The organism is Streptomyces narbonensis (genome assembly GCF_014649015.1).
In the GTDB taxonomy this organism is placed as follows: domain Bacteria; phylum Actinomycetota; class Actinomycetes; order Streptomycetales; family Streptomycetaceae; genus Streptomyces; species Streptomyces narbonensis.
In genome coordinates, this window is record NZ_BMSF01000001.1 from 431,644 (window position 1) to 449,366 (window position 17,723).

8 protein-coding genes are annotated in these 17,723 nt (G+C 71.3%); 6 read left to right on the forward strand and 2 right to left on the reverse strand.

Annotation, left to right across the window (positions count from 1 at the left end; translation table 11 throughout):
• The first annotated feature begins 18 nt into the window (after positions 1 to 18).
• The gene (locus IE124_RS01875; RefSeq protein WP_189504075.1) at positions 19 to 1,947 is read left to right on the forward strand and encodes a TIGR03960 family B12-binding radical SAM protein; all 1,929 of its coding nucleotides are present in this window, start codon (positions 19 to 21) and stop codon (positions 1,945 to 1,947) included.
• 151 nt (positions 1,948 to 2,098) lie between these two features.
• Here the strand turns inward: IE124_RS01875 and IE124_RS01880 are convergent, their stop codons facing one another.
• The gene (locus tag IE124_RS01880) at positions 2,099 to 4,414 is read right to left on the reverse strand and encodes a bifunctional glycosyltransferase/CDP-glycerol:glycerophosphate glycerophosphotransferase (protein WP_189504077.1); all 2,316 of its coding nucleotides are present in this window, start codon (positions 4,412 to 4,414) and stop codon (positions 2,099 to 2,101) included.
• Between the two features lie 583 nt (positions 4,415 to 4,997).
• Here IE124_RS01880 and IE124_RS01885 point away from each other — a divergent pair.
• A complete protein-coding gene (locus IE124_RS01885) occupies positions 4,998 to 8,612 on the forward strand; it encodes a bifunctional glycosyltransferase/CDP-glycerol:glycerophosphate glycerophosphotransferase (RefSeq protein ID WP_189504079.1) in 3,615 nt (1,204 codons plus the stop codon).
• A 145-nt stretch (positions 8,613 to 8,757) separates the two neighbouring features.
• Here IE124_RS01885 and IE124_RS01890 read toward each other — a convergent pair whose 3' ends face one another.
• Complete coding sequence (locus tag IE124_RS01890) at positions 8,758 to 10,749, reverse strand: glycosyltransferase (protein ID WP_189504081.1); 1,992 nt, start codon at positions 10,747 to 10,749, stop codon at positions 8,758 to 8,760.
• A 233-nt stretch (positions 10,750 to 10,982) separates the two neighbouring features.
• Here IE124_RS01890 and IE124_RS01895 point away from each other — a divergent pair, with 233 nt between their 5' ends.
• From IE124_RS01895 to rplU, 4 genes are all read left to right on the forward strand, one after another.
• Positions 10,983 to 12,119, forward strand: coding sequence for a hypothetical protein (locus IE124_RS01895; RefSeq protein ID WP_189504083.1), 1,137 nt, complete (start codon positions 10,983 to 10,985; stop codon positions 12,117 to 12,119).
• Positions 12,120 to 12,243: 124 nt separating this feature from the next.
• Positions 12,244 to 13,035: a TIGR03936 family radical SAM-associated protein gene (locus IE124_RS01900; RefSeq protein WP_189504085.1), complete on the forward strand. Its 792-nt coding sequence runs from the start codon at positions 12,244 to 12,246 to the stop codon at positions 13,033 to 13,035.
• Between the two features lie 234 nt (positions 13,036 to 13,269).
• Entirely contained in the window at positions 13,270 to 17,124 is a 3,855-nt protein-coding gene (locus IE124_RS01905) for an Rne/Rng family ribonuclease (protein WP_189504087.1), read from the forward strand.
• 276 nt (positions 17,125 to 17,400) lie between these two features.
• Positions 17,401 to 17,721 (forward strand): 50S ribosomal protein L21, encoded by a 321-nt coding sequence (rplU, locus tag IE124_RS01910; RefSeq protein WP_015033583.1) that lies wholly within the window; start codon positions 17,401 to 17,403, stop codon positions 17,719 to 17,721.
• The last annotated feature ends 2 nt before the right edge of the window (positions 17,722 to 17,723 follow it).

Consider the following 17,723-nt stretch of genomic DNA (forward strand, 5'->3'; position numbering starts at 1 on the left):
AGCTCACGAAGGTTCGAGATGTCTGCTGCCGAGTCTGTCTTCCCGCAGCTCGAAGCTCTGCTCCCGCACGTGCAGAAGCCGATTCAGTACGTCGGTGGAGAGCTGAACTCCACGGTGAAGCCGTGGGAGTCCGCCGACGTCCGCTGGGCGCTGATGTACCCGGACGCGTACGAGGTCGGACTGCCCAACCAGGGCGTCATGATCCTGTACGAGGTGCTCAACGAGCGCGAGGGCGTCCTCGCCGAGCGCACGTACAGCGTGTGGCCGGACCTCGAGGAGCTCATGCGTGAGCACAAGGTCCCGCAGTTCACGGTCGACTCCCACCGTCCCGTCGGCGCCTTCGACGTCTTCGGCCTGAGCTTCTCCACGGAGCTCGGCTACACGAACATGCTGACCGCCCTCGACCTCGCCGGCATCCCGCTGGAGTCGAAGGACCGGACCGTCGACCACCCGATCGTGCTCGCCGGCGGCCACGCCGCCTTCAACCCCGAGCCGATCGCGGACTTCATCGACGCGGCGATCATCGGCGACGGCGAGCAGGCCGTCCTCGACATGACCGAGATCATCCGCACCTGGAAGGCGGAGGGCAGGCCGGGCGGCCGCGAGGAGGTCCTCCTCCGTCTCGCGAAGACGGGCTCGGTCTACATCCCGGGCTTCTACGACGTCGAGTACCTGCCGGACGGCCGGATCGGCCGTGTCGTGCCCAACAGGTCCGGCGTGCCGTGGCGCGTCTCCAAGCACACCGTCATGGACCTCGACGAGTGGCCGTACCCCAAGCAGCCCCTCGTCCCGCTCGCGGAGACCGTCCACGAGCGCATGTCCGTCGAGATCTTCCGCGGCTGCACCCGCGGCTGCCGTTTCTGCCAGGCCGGCATGATCACGCGCCCCGTGCGGGAGCGAAGCATCACCGGCATCGGCGAGATGGTCGAGAAGGGCCTCAAGGCGACGGGCTTCGAGGAGGTCGGCCTCCTCTCGCTGTCCTCCGCCGACCACACCGAGATCGGTGACATCGCGAAGGGCCTCGCCGACCGGTACACGGAGGACAAGGTCGGCCTGTCCCTCCCGTCGACCCGTGTGGACGCGTTCAACGTCGACCTGGCCAACGAGCTCACGAGGAACGGCCGCCGGTCCGGCCTCACCTTCGCCCCCGAGGGCGGCTCCGAGCGCATGCGCAAGGTCATCAACAAGATGGTCTCGGAGGAGGACCTGATCCGGACCGTCTCCACGGCGTACGGCAACGGCTGGCGCCAGGTGAAGCTGTACTTCATGTGCGGCCTGCCGACGGAGACCGACGAGGACGTCCTGCAGATCGGCGACATGGCCGTCAAGGTCATCGCCGAGGGCCGCCAGGTCTCCGGGCAGAACGACATCCGCTGCACCGTCTCCATCGGCGGTTTCGTCCCGAAGCCGCACACCCCGTTCCAGTGGGCGCCGCAGCTGTCCGCCGAGGAGACCGACGCGCGGCTCGCGAAGCTCCGCGACAAGATCCGCGGCGACAAGAAGTACGGCCGCTCGATCGGCTTCCGCTACCACGACGGCAAGCCCGGCATCGTCGAGGGCCTCCTGTCGCGCGGCGACCGCCGCATCGGCTCGGTCATCCGCGCGGTGTACGAGGACGGCGGCCGCTTCGACGGCTGGCGCGAGCACTTCTCGTACGACCGCTGGATGGCGTGCGCCGAGAAGACGCTGCCCGGCTTCGGTGTCGACGTCGCCTGGTACACGACCCGCGAGCGCACCTACGAGGAGGTCCTGCCCTGGGACCACCTGGACTCCGGTCTCGACAAGGACTGGCTCTGGGAGGACTGGCAGGACGCGCTCGACGAGACCGAGGTCGAGGACTGCCGCTGGACGCCGTGCTTCGACTGCGGTGTCTGCCCCGCGATGCAGACCGAGATCCAGGTCGGCCCGACGGGCAAGAAGCTGCTGCCGCTGTCGGTCGTGAAGTAGCACGCGGCAGGCACAGGAGGAACGGGCGAGGGCCCGGCCACGGATTCCGCGGCCGGGCCCTCGCCCGTTTCCGCGCGGGTCTCCCGGTCCCGGGACACGAAGAGGCGCCCGGAGCATTCCGCTCCGGGCGCCTCTTCGTTACCGCGTGGCCTTAGTGGTCCGACCCCGCCGTGGTGAGCTCGTCCTGGTCGGCGGCGCGGGGGCGGGGCGTCGCGATGCCCTCGGCCGCGCGCGGCGACGGGGCCGGGCGGTGCTCGGCCACCGGGACGACGGGCGGCCGCAGCGACTCCTCGCCGAGGAAGACCTGCCGGGCGACCCGCTCGGCCGCGAAGCCGTCGTCCCAGGTGCAGAACCTCTCCCGGAAGGCCTGGCGCAGCGTGGCCGCGTGCTCGCCCTCCCAGGCGCCGCTGCGGAAGGCCTCGATGAGCTCGTCCTCGGTGGTCGTGAGCACGCCGGGGGACTCGCCGGGCTCGCCGGAGAGCAGGTCGAAGGTGACGCCGCGGCAGGTCCGGTAGGCCTCCCAGTCGTCGGCGTACGTGACGATCGGCCGGTCGAGGTTGGCGTAGTCGAACATGATCGACGAGTAGTCCGTGACCAGTGCGTCCGCCGCCAGGCAGAGCTCCTCGACGGACGGGTGTCGCGACACGTCGACGAGCGCGCCGCGCTCGGCGAGCGAGTTCAACTCCGGGTCGCTGCCGTAGAAGTAGTGCGCGCGGACCAACAGGACGAAGTCCGGGCCGAGTTCGCGGGCGACGCGGGCCAGGTCCAGCCGGGAGACGAAGGCGTCCTTCTGGTGGTCGCGCACGGTGGGGGCGTACAGGATCGCCGTCTTGTCGTGGGCGATGCCGAGTTCGCCGCGGATCCGGCGGACGTCCGCGGCCGTGGCGCGGTAGTAGACGTCGTTGCGGGGGTAGCCGGTGTTGAGGGTGCGGAAGGCGGCCGGGTAGACCCGCTCCCAGTGCTCCGTGGAGTGCCGGTTGGACGAGACGCTCCAGTCCCAGCGGTCGACGCGCTGCAGCAGCTTGTCGAAGTCCATGCTGCGGGAGACGGCCGGGTAGAACTGCTGGTCCAGGCCCATCCGCTTGAGCGGGGTGCCGTGGTGCGTCTGCAGGTGGATCTGGCCGGGGCGCTTGATCACGGCGTCCGGGAAGTTGACGTTGTTGACCAGGTACTTGGCCCGGGCCATCGCCTTCCAGTAGCCGAAGGTGGCCGGGGCGATCCGCTGGAGGCCGGGCTGAAGGCTGCCGGCGTACTCCTGGTTCACGACCCACACGCCGCGGACGCCGGGCGCGACCCGCTTGGCCGCCTCGTGCACGGCGAGCGGGTTGCAGCCGGGGGTGCGGCCCCAGTAGGCCGAGTACACGGCGAGGTTGTCGTCCACGGGGAGACGGCGCTGCACGGCGTAGTAGGCGCGCAGGGCCTTGCGGCCGCCCCAGCGCTTGGACCGGCCGAGGGAGCGGATGCTCGCCTCGCGGGTGCCGTTGACGACCTTGAGGCCTTCGAAGCCGGTGTACGAACCGCTCTTCAGCACCTTGAACTTGAGGCCGAGGATGCCGGGCGGCGGCGTGTAGCCCGCCGGTTCGAGGTCGCGGTAGACCTTGGAGGCCTGCTTCAGATACGCGCGACGGTGGCCCTTGGGTATGCGGAAGTCCCGGGCGAAGGTGAACAGGAAGTGGGAGATCATCCGCGTGAAGACGGCGCTGCGGTACTCGTCGAGGCCGGGGCGGCCGTCGAGGTACGCGAAGACCCTGCGGTACTGCTCGAAGATCACGAAGTGCTTGCGCGGGGTGCTGCTGCGCATCGAGCTGCCGACCCGGCGCTGGCGGTACTCGACGACCACGTACTCCAGGCCGGCGACGCGCTGGGCCGCGGCCATGGACGTGTAGACCATGAGCGCGTCCTCGTACAGGCCGTCGGTGAAGGCGTAGCCCTCGCCGGTGAAGAAGTCGCGGCGGTAGAGGCGGTTCCAGACGACGGCGAACATCCGCAGCAGTTCGAGGCGGTCGGCGGGGCGGACGATCTGGTCGCGGATGCCGGCCAGGTACGGGCCGGAGTTGCTGACCTCGACGGCGCCGTCGAAGTGGGTGCGGACGTGGTCGAAGAGGAGGACCTCGGGATCCTCGGCCTCGGCGAGCCGGTCCGCCATGGCCTGCAGGGAGCCGGGGCGGATCGAGTCGTCGCCGTCGATGAAGAGCAGGTAGTCGCCGCGGGCGTGCTCGACGCCGGTGTTGCGCGCGGCGCCTATGCCGCCGTTCTCGGCGCGGTGGACGGCGCGCACGCGCGGGTCGCGCGCGGCGATCTCGTCGATGATGGCCCCGCTGCCGTCGAGGGAGCAGTCGTCGACCGCGATGATCTCGAAATCGGGGTAACTCTGCGTAGTCACCGATTCGAGGCACTCGCGGATGTAGCCCTCGACCCCGTACACCGGGATGATCACGCTGAATCGGGGGGTAGCTGCAGCCGGCATGGCTTGTGTCTCCTCAGTCGAACCGCTCGAACGCAGTATGACAGGAGGCTTTCCGCACCCCGGAAACCGCGGGCACCCGCGTACGCGGTTAACGCACCCCTCCTCGGGGGCGAGGAGGGGGCCAACGAGGGGCGAACGGCCGAATTGCGGATCGTCTACCCTGGAGTGCTGCGGCGGTCGGGGGCCGCCGCACAGTCATGCAGGCAGATGGACCGGTGAAGAATGTCCCGAGTGGCCCTGGTGGTCCACAAACGTCACGCGCGCTCCCGCATGCCGGGGCGCGCGGAAACGGTCCTGCGCTCTTCTGTGTCACTGGTCACGAATCCCCCGGTCACGGTGCCGGCGCGGGTCCGCTTCCTTCCGGGGTGGGCCGAAGGCAGGCAGCTAAGCTGCGGACCGGGTACCGGGACAAGTACTGCAGTTCGACGGCGGGCGTGCGGCCCAGCACGTCGCCCGGCGGATCTTGCTCGGAGGGTGGAGACGCCTCCCGACGACCCGCCGGAAAACCCCTAGCACGCCCCGTCACCCCTCAGGCGCTCGAGTTCGTCGAGCGGGTCTGAACCAGAAAGGAACGCAGAACTTCATGGCACCCCGGCTCAGCGTCATCGTCCCGATCTACAACGTGGCGGAGTACCTCCCCGCCTGCCTCAACTCCTTGGCCGTGCAGACCTTCCAGGACCTGGAAGTTCTCATGATCGACGACGGCTCCACCGACGACTCCAACGCCATCGCGGCGGAGTTCGCGGAGCAGGACGCCCGTTTCCGGCTGATACGCAAGGAGAACGCCGGCCTGGGTGCGGCCCGCAACACGGGACTCGACAACCTGGCGCCGGAGAGCGAGTTCGTCACCTACGTCGACAGTGACGACATGATCCCGCCGGACGCCTTCCGGCTCATGATCAGCAGCCTGGACGAGACCGGCTCCTCCTTCGCCACGGGCAACGTGGAGCACATCAACTCCACCCGGATCTGGCAGTCCCCGATGCACCGGTTCCTGTCCCGGGGCGCGGTGCAGAAGACGCACGTCACGAGGAAGCGCAACCTCCTGACGGACCGCCTCGCCTGCAACAAGGTCTTCCGCCGCGACTTCTGGGAGCAGCACGGACTGCGCTTCCCCGAGGGCGTGCTGTACGAGGACACCCCGGTCATCGTCCCGGCCCAGTTCCTCGCCGAGTCCGTCGACATCATCAGCGAGCCCTGCTACTACTGGCGCCTGCGCGAGGGCGAGGCGAACCCCTCGATCACCCAGCGCCGCAACGAGCCCAAGGCCGCCCGGGACCGCGCGACCGGCGTCGAGCACGTCAGCCGCTTCTTCGCCGAGCAGAACGACCCCGCCGCCGACGCGATGAAGCTCGCGTACGACAAGACCGTCCTCACCGGCGACCTGCGCATCTTCCTCAACGTGATGCCCGAGGGCGACGAGGAGTACCGCGCCGAGTTCCTGCGCGTGGCGAACAAGTTCCTCGACCAGATCGACTTCAAGCTGATCAACACGCTGCCCACGGCGCTCCGCGTCAAGTGGCTGCTGGTCCGCAAGCACGCCGCGAACGAGCTGGTCGACTTCATCGAGGCCGAGCGCCTCGGCGAGCCCGTCGGGCTCGACGGCGTCGTCCGCAAGTACGCCCGGTACTCGGCGCTGGAAGACCGCGGCGACCTCGTGCCCAAGAAGCTCCTGCGCGTCGACAAGGACCTCCAGCTCCGCTCCCCGCTGGACGATCTGACCTGGGAGGACGGCAAGCTGAGGCTGTCCGGCCACGCCTGGATCGACCGCGTCGACCAGACGGGCAAGCGCAGCGTCGTCAAGCTGCTCCAGCTGAAGAAGGACGGCACCCAGCGCCGCGTCCTCGTCCCGCTGGGCAACATCTTCGCCCCCGAGGCCACCACCGCCTCCGGCCACAAGGGCCGGGGCCACAGCTTCGACTGGGCCGGCTGGGAGACCGTCATCGACCCCGCCCGGTTCCGCAAGGGCGGCAAGTGGCAGGAGGGCCTCTGGCACGTCGGCATGCGCGTCATGTCCGGTGGCCTCGTGCGCTCCCGCTCCGTGCACTCGTACGGCACGGACCGCCTGACCTACCCGCCGTACCAGTGGCTCGACGACGACTTCCGGATGGTCCCCGAGATCCGGCGCGCCGCGCTCAAGCTGCGCATCGAGAAGGTTCCGGTCGTCGTCACCGGCTTCGAGCCCTCCGGCGACGAGATCGTCGTCGACGCCGTCTTCCGCGAGACCTTCGCCGCGGACACCGAGATCATCCTCCGGGTCGGCAACCAGAACAGCGGTGAGGTGTTCACCTACCCGGCCGAGGTCCTCGGCGTCACCGGCGGGCACACGCAGCTGCGGATCCGCGTTCCCCTGCGTGACATAGCCCTGCTGCCGGAGCACCAGGACAGCGCCGAGGCCGCGGCCGGTGGCGGTTCCGACGCCGCGAAGACGATGCGCCGCAACTGGAGCACCCAGATACGGGTCACGGAGCCGGGCGCGAAGCAGCGCACCGTCAAGGTCGTCGTCAAGGACGGCGTGCCGGACCTCCAGGTCCGCCTGCCCGCCGAGTTCGGCGAGGAGGCCATGCAGAACGAGGTGGCCGTCCTCTCCGGAGCCAACGGCTACCTGAAGTTCTCCGGCCGCCCGCTGCGCGCCCGCATCACCGGCGTCGCCTTCGCCGACGGGACGTTCCTCATCCGCGGCGCCGCCCCCGTGGACCTGACGGACCACCACCTGGTCGTCAGTGCCAAGGGCCGCTTCGACGAGCGGAAGGTCCCGATCAACGTCCTGCCGGACGGCTCCTTCGAGGCCTCCTTCCGCCCCGCCACGATGACGGGCACCAACAACAGGCTGCCGCTCAAGGCCGGCCGCTGGGTGCTCCGCCTGGAGTCCTCCGACGAGGAGCGGGAGCAGTCCCTGCCGCTCGTCGTGGACCGCCTCGCCGGGCCCCGGTTCCCGCTGGAGGGCTCGCACAACGGCCGCGACTACCGGCTCGAGTGCCACTGGCAGGACCACCCGCAGCTCAACTGCCTGCCCGACCTCAACGACATGGAGCGCGGCGCCAACCGCCAGTACCAGCTGCGTCACGAGGTCTACGAGCGCGGCCGCGAGCTGCCGCTGCGCGACGAGGTCCTGTACATCAGCTACAACGGCAAGCAGTTCTCGGACAGCCCGCGCGCCGTCCACGAGGAGCTGCTGCGCCGCGGCGCCGACGTGAAGCACCGGTGGCTGGTCCGCGACGGCCAGGTCGAGCTCCCGGACACCCTCGAAGCGGTCCGCTTCCAGGGCGCCGACTGGTACGACGCGCTGGCGCGCTCGCGCTACATCATCACCAACGCCCACCTCCCGCACTGGATCAAGCGGCGGCCGGGACAGGTGATCGTGCAGGCCTGGCACGGCACGATGCTCAAGAAGATCGGCCTCGACATCGAGGCGCCGAAGTTCGACCCGAACTACCACGAGCGCCTGGTCCAGGAAGCGGCGAACTGGAACATCCTCGTCTCGTCGAACCGTTTCAGCACGCCCATCCTCAAGCGGGCCATGGGCTACAACGGCCTGATCGCCGAGACGGGCTACCCGCGCAACGACTACCTGTACTCCGAGGACCGCGACGAGCGGGCCAAGGAGGTCAAGGCGCGCCTCGGACTGCCGGAGGGCAAGAAGGTCGTGCTGTACGCGCCGACCTGGCGCGACGACCTCTCGCACGCCCGCGGCCAGTTCAAGTTCGACCTCCGGGTCGACCTGGAGGACGCCCGCCGCCGCCTCGGGGACGACCACGTCTTCCTCGTCCGGCGCCACTCGAACATCGTGGACAGCATCCCGGGCGCCGGGAACGGCTTCGTCTTCGACGTCTCCGAGTACCCGGACATCGCGGACCTGTACCTGGCCGCCGACATCATGATCACGGACTACTCGTCGGTCATGTTCGACTACGCGCACCTGCGTCGGCCGATGCTCTTCTTCACGTACGACCTCGAGCACTACCGTGACCGGCTGCGCGGGTTCTACTTCGACTTCGAGCAGGACGCCCCGGGTCCGCTGGTCGAGACCTCGGACGACCTGATCCAGGCCATCCGGGAGATCGACGAGGTCGCGGTCGAGTACCAGGAGAAGTACGACGAGTTCCACCACCAGTTCTGCGACCTCGACGACGGCCACGCGGCCGGCCGGGTCGCCGACCTGATGTTCAAGATCGCCGAGGAGGGCGCCCCGCTGTAGGCGGTGCCCCCCGGGCGTACGAGAAGAGCCCCGGTCCGCAGGTCTCCCTGCGGACCGGGGCTCTTTCGTGCGGGCCGGGCATGTGCGAGCCGGGCTCCTCGTGCGGGCCGGACCCCGTCGCGCGGGCCCGGCTACCGCCCTCCGGTCACTTCTTGTCGATGATCTTCAGCGAGAGCTGGCCGTTGCTGGAGAAGTACGGGCGCAGCTCGCTCCGGGCGCCGGTGACGGCCGTGACGGCGGCGGTGGGGACAGCCGCCAGCCGGTTGCGCCAGCCGCTCTTCGGCTTGGTGTCCACGGAGGCGGCAGGGACCGGAGCGCCGGACTGGCTCACCACCGGGTACGGGAAGGTGAAGACGTCCATCGGGACGAGCACGTCGGTGGCCAGCTTGCAGACGCGGATCCGGGCGGACTCCTGGTCCGGCAGCAGCCAGAGGTCCCAGACGTCCTCGGCGCCGTTCTCGTGGAGGCGGGCCGCGGCGGCGTTGTCCAGGGAGGCCGTGAAGCGTCCGTCGGCGCCGGGCTTCACCGGGAAGGTGAAGTTCCGGTCGGCCTCCTTGCGGTGCACGGCCTCGATGACGCTGTCCTTGCCGGGCTCGACGCCCCAGGCCGCGGCGTCGATCACGATCGCGGTGGCGCCGGCGTGCAGGGCCGCCACCTCGACGTGCTGGGCGCGCACCCGGCTCTGCACCCGCAGGGTGCCGTCCGTGTGGGCGTGCGGCAGCAGCACGGACAGGGCGGGGCCCTCGGTGCGGGGCAGCTTCAGCGACAGGATCTGAAGGGTGTCGCAGCCGGCCGAGCGCAGCGGCAGGTCGAAGCCGGCGGCGCGGATCTCCAGCTGCCAGTCGCCCTCGACGAGCTTGCCGAGCGCGGGGACCAGCGCCTCCTCGCCGACGAAGGGGACGACGACCTCGTCGGCCTTCTTGCGGATGTCCTTGCACACCAGCCGGGCGTCGCTGTCGGCGGGCAGCCCGGCGATCCGCACCCGGACGTCGCCCTGCGGGGTGACCACGGCGGCGGCCGAGCGGGGGATGGCCCGGCGGGCCCGCATGGTCTCCACGAGCTGCTCGAAGCGGGCGGCGGTCTCGGCCTCCTGGAAGCGGACCACGTTGGTCACCGCGGCGGCGGCCATCTTCCGGCGCAGGTCCTCGTCGGAGATCAGCTTCTCGATGTGCTCGGCGAGCGCCTGCTTGTCGCCGAGCGGCACGACGTAGCCGTCCTCGCCCTGCCTGATGATGTTGCGCGGGCCGTGCGGCGCGTCGTAGCAGATCGCCGGCAGGCCGGCGGCCATCGCCTCGACCGTGACGTTGCCGAAGGCCTCCAGGTGGGAGGGGAGGACGAAGACGGACGCCTTGGCGAACTCCGGGGTGACGGGCGTGGCAGGGCCCATCAGGAAGATCTGGTTGTTGCTGTCCGTCTCGTCGATCTTCTTGCGCAGGTTGGCGCGCTCGGGACCGGAGCCGTAGATCCGCAGGCTCCAGTCCGGGTGGCGCGGCGCCACGGTGGAGAACGCCTCGATCAGGTCGCCGAAGCCCTTGTGGGTCTTCAGCAGGCCCGCGGTGACGACGATCTTGTTGTCACCGGTGGACATCTGGCCCTCGTGGGCCGGGATGCAGTTGGGCATCGGGGAGAGCAGGTGGCTCACGGCGGGGACGACCCCGGCGATGGTCCGGCACTCGTCCGGCGTCGGCGCGGTGATCGCGTCCATCTTCGGGTACGCGTCCCGGAAGAGGGCGTCCCGGATGTGCGGGCCGTAGCGCGCGGGCCGCGAGTGCTCCATCGCGACCTTGAGGAAGTCGCGGTCCGAGTAGGCCAGCATGATGGTGATCTTGGGGTTGTTGCTGACCACGACGTCGGCGTCGGTCGTGGCCAGGTACTGCATCAGCCGCTTCTCGGCCAGCCGGCTGATCCACGGCTTCTTGTCCGTCGGCTCGTTCGGGTAGATGTGCGGGAAGACCTCGATCGCCGGGTCGTCGCCGTCGTACGTGTGGGAGTGCTTCCGCATGTCGCTGAGGGCCAGGGTCTTCACCCGCGGATCGAGCGGGAAGAACGCCTGGTCGCGGTTGCGGCGGAGGGAGACCAGCTCGACCTCGTGGTCATCCGCGAGCGCCTTGGCCAGGTTGTGGATGGCGCTGACCACGCCGCCGATGTGACAGCGGTCAACCAGCAGGAAGGATATTTTCATACCGAGCCTCAACGTGTCCTGGGTTAGGTGGGGGGATGCGCAAGGTGTGTGGGGGAGCGGGCGTCGGCACCTAGGCTACGGGGCCTCCCCGTGAGGCGGTGCCGAACAGTCCGGATGAGGCGGTGCCGAACACTCCGGATCCCGCCGGCGAGGTGAACCGCGCGCGGGGCTTTTGCGTCTCCCGACACATGCACCTGGAGAAAGCGGCCCCCGGCCCGGCACCCGAAGGCTGCCTGACCGCGGCGATCAGGATCCCCGTACGGATCGTGGTGCTGGTCGTCGTCGTCCCCGTGCGCCTCGTCTGGGACGCGCTCGTCCTGTGCGGCACCTTCCTGGGCCGCGTGCTGCTGCGCCCGCTCGGCCGGGCCTACGACTGGCTCCACGAGAACGTGCTCGCGCCCGTCGGCCGAGCCGTCGCCCGGACGGCCGAAGCCCTCGCCACGGCGACGTGGTGGCTGGTCAAGGCCGTCCTCTACTGGCCCTGGCTCGGCCTGTGGCGCCACGTCCTCGTACCGCTCGCCGTCCACCTGATCGCCGCCCCGGTCGCCTGGCTGTACCGCGCCGTCCTGACACCGGTCGGGCACGGCCTCGCCCGCGCGTCGGCCTGGCTGTACGCCCGGCTCCTCGCACCGCTCGGCCGCGGCACCGCCCTCACGCTGTGGGCGGTGCTCGTCTGGCCGTGGACCGCGCTGTGGCGGTACGTGGCCGTGCCGCTGGCCTCGGGGACGTACCGGTACGTCCTCACGCCGCTCGGCCACGGCCTCGCCTGGATCGGAAGGGGCGCCGCCTGGCTCCTGAAGGGCCTCGCGACCGGCCTGATGTGGCTCGGGAAGGTCCTCGTCGTCGTCCCCGCCGTCTTCCTGTACCGCTGGGTGCTCACCCCCGTCGGACGGGTCCTCGCGGTGATCGGCCGTGAGGTCGCCGCCGCCCTCGCCATCGGCTGGCGTATGGCCGGGTACATCTCCCTGGCGGTCGGCCGCGCCCTGAAATGGCTCGCGTGGAACCTGCTCGGCCGCCCCGTGAGCTGGTTCTACCGGAGCGTGTGCACCCCGGTCGGCCACTTCGTCCGCGACGCCGTGTGGCGGCCCGCGAAGCAGGTCGCCGTGGAGACCGGACGGGCGGTCCGCGGAGCCCTCGCCTCGGCACGGGAGACCGTGCGCCGGGCACGCCGCGACGCGTGGCACGCCCTCGTCGGCGGGGAGCGGCGGCCCGAGCCTGTGAACGCTCCACAGGGTCAGGCGCGTAACCTGGGAGGTGCTGCACCACGACAGACCGTTCCCGGCATGGTGGCCGAGGCCGAGATCTCCCTGCACAAGCGGGGGTGAGCCGGCCGGGCCCCGAGGGAACCCCCGTACACCTGTGGGCGGTGCGCCACCCGCGCCCGCCCCGCACCGAGGAGAAGAACCACTGGGCAAGCGACAGCCCGAAGGCCCGCCGCCCGCACCGGCGGTGCAGCGCATCCGACTGCGCTACACCAAGCGCGGCCGCCTCCGGTTCACCAGCCACCGTGACTTCCAGCGCGCCTTCGAGCGTGCGCTGCGCCGTGCCGAGGTGCCCATGGCGTACTCGGCCGGTTTCACCCCGCACCCCAAGGTGTCGTACGCCAACGCCGCCCCGACGGGTGTGGGCTCCGAGGCCGAGTACCTGGAGATCGCGCTCACCCAGACGCGCGACCCGGAGATGCTGCGGGCCCTGCTCGACGAGTCCCTCCCCGCGGGCCTCGACATCACCGACGCCGTCGAGGCCCGGACCTCGGGTCTCGCCGACCGCCTCACCGCCTCCGTGTGGGAGCTGCGGCTCGAAGGCGTCGCCGTCGAGGACGCGAAGAAGGCCGCCGACGCGTTTCTCGCGGCCGAGACCGTGGAAGTACAGCGCAAGACCAAGAACGGCATCCGCACCTTCGACGCCCGCTCCGCGGTCACCGAGCTGACGGTTTCCTCTCCCCAGGGCGATCCCCAGGGTGATAGGCCGCTGGACAGCGCCTGTGCGATACTGCGGCTGGTTGTTCGGCACGTGACACCTGCCGTACGACCCGACGACGTCCTGTCCGGTCTCCGAGCTGTGGCCGACCTGGCGCCGCCGGTCCCCGCTGCGGTGACCAGGCTGGCGCAGGGGCTCTTCGACGAGGAGTCCGGCACGGTGACCGACCCGCTCGCGCCCGACCGCGAGGCAGTCACGGCCGCTTCAACCACGGCCGCCGCGACCGCCTCAGCGACGGCGCCGGGTGCAGGTACCGCGTAGGGAGCGGTCGTTGTAGCGCCGCCCTGGTACTCGGGAGCCACCTGGGTCGGGCAGCGCACAGACCAGGAGACTTTCGCCAGGCCGTACGCACAGGGCGTACGGAACCGGCGAGCCAGACATCAGCTCCCGTGCGGCGCCCGCGCCCCGGACGGCGGCACCGCGCCACAGGCGTGATCGTGCCGCCGGACCGGAACCAGACGCGGCGCCCGGGAGCGTGACGGGAGAACCGCCCGCATGCTCGAGTCCAACGAAGACACCAACGCACCCGGTGACAAGCTGCCGCCGCGCCGTCGGCGCCGCGCCGCTTCCCGCCCCGCCGGTCCGCCGGTGACGGACGCCGCCACCGAGACCACGGCGCCCGCCGAGACCCCGGCCGCGGAGGCCGCGCCGGTCGAGGCCGAGGCCGCCCCCGCGCCGCGCACCCGCCGCCGCGCCACCCGCAAGGCCACGGCACCGGCCGTGGAGACCATCGAGGTCGGCGCCCCCCTCGCGGAGGTCCCCGCCGAGACCGCCACCGCCGAGCCGGCCGCCGAGACCGCAGCCCCGGCCGACGAGGCCGCTCCGGCGCGCCCGGCCCGCCGTCGCGCCACCCGTAAGGCCACTTCCCCGGTGACGTCCACGGCCGCCGTGGAGGAGCCCGCGGTCGAGGCCGCGCCGGTCGTCGAGACCGCCGCCGTCCCGGTCGAGGAGGCCGCCGAGGCCGCGCCCGCCCCGCGCACCCGCCGTCGCGCCACCCGTAAGGCCACCTCGCCCGTGACGTCCACGGCCGCCGTGGAGGAGCCCGCGGTCGAGGCCGCGCCGGTCGTCGAGACCGCCGCCGCCCCGGTCGAGGAGGCCGCCGAGGCCGCGCCCGCCCCGCGCACCCGCCGCCGCGCCACCCGCAGGGCGACCTCGCCCGAGGCCGCCCCCGAGGCGCCCGCCGAGACCCCCACCGGCGAGTCCCTGCCGCAGGCCGCCGTCGCGCAGATCGCCGCCGACGAGGCCGAGGTCGCCGCGGCCGAGACCGCCGCCACCCGTGGCCGCGGCCGCCGCCGCGCCACCTCGCCGCAGTTCACCTCCGAGCCCGTCGCGAAGCCGGATACCTCCCGCGCCCGCCGCGCCGAGCGTCCTGCGGTCGCCGTCTTCCAGGCCCCGGTCTTCTCCGAGCCGATGTTCCAGACTCCGGAGACGGCCGCCATCGCAGCGGCCGAGGTCGTGGAGCCCGAGGAGCTGGAGGAGGACGAGACGGTCGAGGTCGAGGCCGAGGCCGTCGAGGCGACCGGGCCCATCGAGATCCCGGAGGCCACGGAGCGGGCCGAGTCCGGCTCCCGCCGTCGCCGTCGCCGCCGTGGCGAGCCCGTCGCCGTCGAGCCCGTCCCGACCACCGTCGCCGACGAGCCCGAGATCGAGGCCGCCGCCGACGAGCTCGACGAGGCCGACGAGACCGAGGACGGCGACGAGTACGGGGACCGCCCGTCCCGCCGTCGCCGCCGTGGCGGCCGTCGCCGTCGCCGCGGTGAGCTCACCGAAGTCGAGGAGTCGGAGGAGTCCGACGAGCTCCGCGCCGAGGACGAGGGCGAGACCGAGGAGGGCGAGGAGGAGCAGGACGAGACCGAGGCGTACGCCGGCGGCTCCAGCAGCTCCCGTCGCCGTCGTCGCCGTCGCCGTCGCAGCGGGGACGCCGCCGCCGACGTCGAGGGCGCCGACGAGGAAGGCGTCCGTACGGTCGTCAAGGTCCGCGAGCCCCGCCCGGCCCGCGAGAAGGCCGAGGCCGGCACCGGCGCCGACGAGGTCCAGTCCATCAAGGGCTCGACCCGCCTGGAGGCCAAGAAGCAGCGGCGCCGCGAGGGCCGCGAGCAGGGCCGCCGCCGCGTCCCGATCATCACCGAGGCCGAGTTCCTCGCCCGCCGCGAGGCCGTCGAGCGCGTCATGGTCGTCCGCCAGAGCGGCGAGCGCACCCAGATCGGCGTCCTGGAAGACAACGTGCTCGTCGAGCACTACGTCAACAAGGAGCAGGCCACCTCGTACGTCGGCAACGTCTACCTGGGCAAGGTCCAGAACGTGCTGCCGTCGATGGAGGCCGCGTTCGTCGACATCGGCAAGGGCCGCAACGCCGTCCTGTACGCCGGCGAGGTCAACTTCGAGGCGCTCGGCATGGCCAACGGGCCGCGCCGCATCGAGACCGCCCTCAAGTCCGGCCAGTCGGTCCTCGTGCAGGTCACGAAGGACCCGATCGGCCACAAGGGCGCCCGCCTGACCAGCCAGGTCTCCCTGCCCGGCCGCTACCTCGTGTACGTGCCCGAGGGCTCGATGACCGGCATCAGCCGCAAGCTCCCGGACACCGAGCGCGCCCGGCTGAAGACCATCCTCAAGAAGATCGTCCCCGAGGACGCGGGCGTCATCGTGCGCACCGCCGCCGAGGGCGCGAGCGAGGACGAGCTGCGCCGCGACGTCGAGCGTCTGCAGGCGCAGTGGGAGGACATCCAGAAGAAGGCCAAGCAGATCTCGACGAGCGCGCCGAGCCTGCTGTACGGCGAGCCGGACATGACCGTCCGGGTCGTCCGCGACATCTTCAACGAGGACTTCTCCAAGGTCATCGTCAGTGGTGACGAGGCGTGGGAGACCATCCACGGCTACGTCTCGCACGTCGCCCCGGACCTGGCCGACCGCCTGTCCAAGTGGACGAGCGAGGTCGACGTCTTCGCGACGTACCGGATCGACGAGCAGCTCATGAAGGCGCTCGACCGCAAGGTCTGGCTGCCGTCCGGCGGCTCGCTGGTGATCGACAAGACCGAGGCGATGATCGTCGTCGACGTCAACACCGGCAAGTTCACCGGCCAGGGCGGCAACCTCGAAGAGACCGTGACGAGGAACAACCTCGAAGCGGCCGAGGAGATCGTGCGCCAGCTCCGGCTGCGCGACCTCGGCGGCATCGTCGTCATCGACTTCATCGACATGGTCCTGGAGTCCAACCGCGACCTGGTGCTGCGCCGCCTCCTGGAGTGCCTGGGGCGTGACCGGACCAAGCACCAGGTGGCCGAGGTCACCTCGCTCGGCCTGGTCCAGATGACCCGCAAGCGGGTCGGCCAGGGCCTCCTCGAGTCCTTCTCCGAGACCTGCGTCCACTGCAACGGCCGCGGTGTCATCGTCCACATGGAGCAGCCGGCGGTCACCGGCGGCGGTGGCAAGCGGGCGAAGAAGCGCGGCCGCGGCGGCGCCGAGCACGCCCACGACCACGAGCACGAGCACGAGACCACCGAGTCCGGTGCCGAGACCGAGGCCGAGGTCGAGGCGGAGCTGGCCGCGCCGGTCGCCCTGCCCGAGCCGATCGCCCCGGACGAGGAGCTGTACGGCAGCATCGCCGAGGCCGAGGCCGCCGCCACGCGCGGTCGTGGCCGCCGCCGCGCCACCCGCCGGGTGTCCGCGCCGGCCACCCCGTCCCGTGTCGTCGAGACCGAGACCTACGTGGTGGAGCCGGAGCCCGTCGCCGAGGCCGCTGCGGTCGTCGAGCCGGTGGCCGAGCCCGTCGTCGAGCCGGTCGTCGAGGCCGCGGTCGAGGAGACCGCCGCCCCGGCCCCGCGCACCCGTCGCCGCGCCACGCGCCGGGCGACGTCCCCGGTCGTGTCGACCACGGAGGCCGCCGAGGCCGCTGCGGTCGTCGAGCCGGTCGTCGAGCCGGTGGCCGCGCCCGTCGTCGAGGAGGCCCCCGTGGCCGCCCCGGAGCCGGAGCCCGTCGTGGAGACCGCGCCCGAGCCCGCCGTCGAGGAGGCCCCCGTGGCCGCCCCGCCGCGTGCCCGCCGCCGGGTGGTCCGCAAGGCCACCGCACCCGCCGGTTCCCCCGCGGGTGCCGAGGAGGCCGCCGTCCTGGTGGTCGCCACGGCCCCGGCCGAGACCGAGTCCGCCACGGCGGAGCCCGAGGCGGAAGCCGAGACCGAGGCCGCGCCGGCCAAGAAGACGGCCGCGCGCAAGACCGCGAAGAAGGCCACGGCCAAGAAGGCCGCCACCAAGAAGACGGCGGCGACCAAGAAGACGGCGGCGAAGAAGACCACCGCCAAGAAGGCCCCGGCCAAGAAGGCGGCGGAGAAGACCCCGGCTCCGGCCCAGGACTGATCCACCGGGTGCGGGCCGTCCCCTTCGGGACGGCCCGCACCCGCTCGGGGGTGCCTCGCCGATCAGGCCGGGCTCGCGTGGGCGAATTTGACCCTCTGCGGCGCCCGCCCGTAACCTAGACCGTCGGCGTGTCTGACTGGACGCGTCGCGCCTCTGAGCACCTCCCTCCCGCTCGTCGGGAGAGGCCGCTCGTCCGATTCCGGAACGCCGCGGGCCCTTGGGCCCGTGTGAGCGGCTGGCTTCAGAGGTTTCATCCCGAGTGAGAGAGAGATCCGCGTGTACGCCATCGTGCGCAGCGGTGGTCGCCAGCACAAGGTTGCTGTCGGCGACATCGTTGAGGTTGACAAGATTTCCACTGCCAAGGTTGGCGACACGGTCGAGCTCTCGACCCTGCTCGTTGTCGACGGCGACGCCGTGACCAGCGACCCGTGGGTCCTGGCCGGTATCAAGGTCACGGCCGAGGTCGTGGACCACCACAAGGGCGCCAAGATCGACATCCTGCGCTACAAGAACAAGACCGGCTACCGCCGTCGCCAGGGTCACCGCCAGCAGTACACGGCGATCAAGGTCACCGGTATCCCCGCGGCTGCGAAGTAAGA

What these genes read in the sequence shown, in the direction of transcription:
- IE124_RS01885 (WP_189504079.1), top strand. Translation starts at nt 4,998, where the DNA reads ATGGCACCCCGGCTCAGCGTCATCGTCCCGATCTACAACGTGGCGGAG.
- IE124_RS01905 (WP_189504087.1), top strand. Translation starts at nt 13,270, where the DNA reads ATGCTCGAGTCCAACGAAGACACCAACGCACCCGGTGACAAGCTGCCG.
- IE124_RS01875 (WP_189504075.1), top strand. Translation starts at nt 19, where the DNA reads ATGTCTGCTGCCGAGTCTGTCTTCCCGCAGCTCGAAGCTCTGCTCCCG.
- IE124_RS01895 (WP_189504083.1), top strand. Translation starts at nt 10,983, where the DNA reads ATGCACCTGGAGAAAGCGGCCCCCGGCCCGGCACCCGAAGGCTGCCTG.
- IE124_RS01880 (WP_189504077.1), bottom strand. Translation starts at nt 4,414, where the DNA reads ATGCCGGCTGCAGCTACCCCCCGATTCAGCGTGATCATCCCGGTGTAC.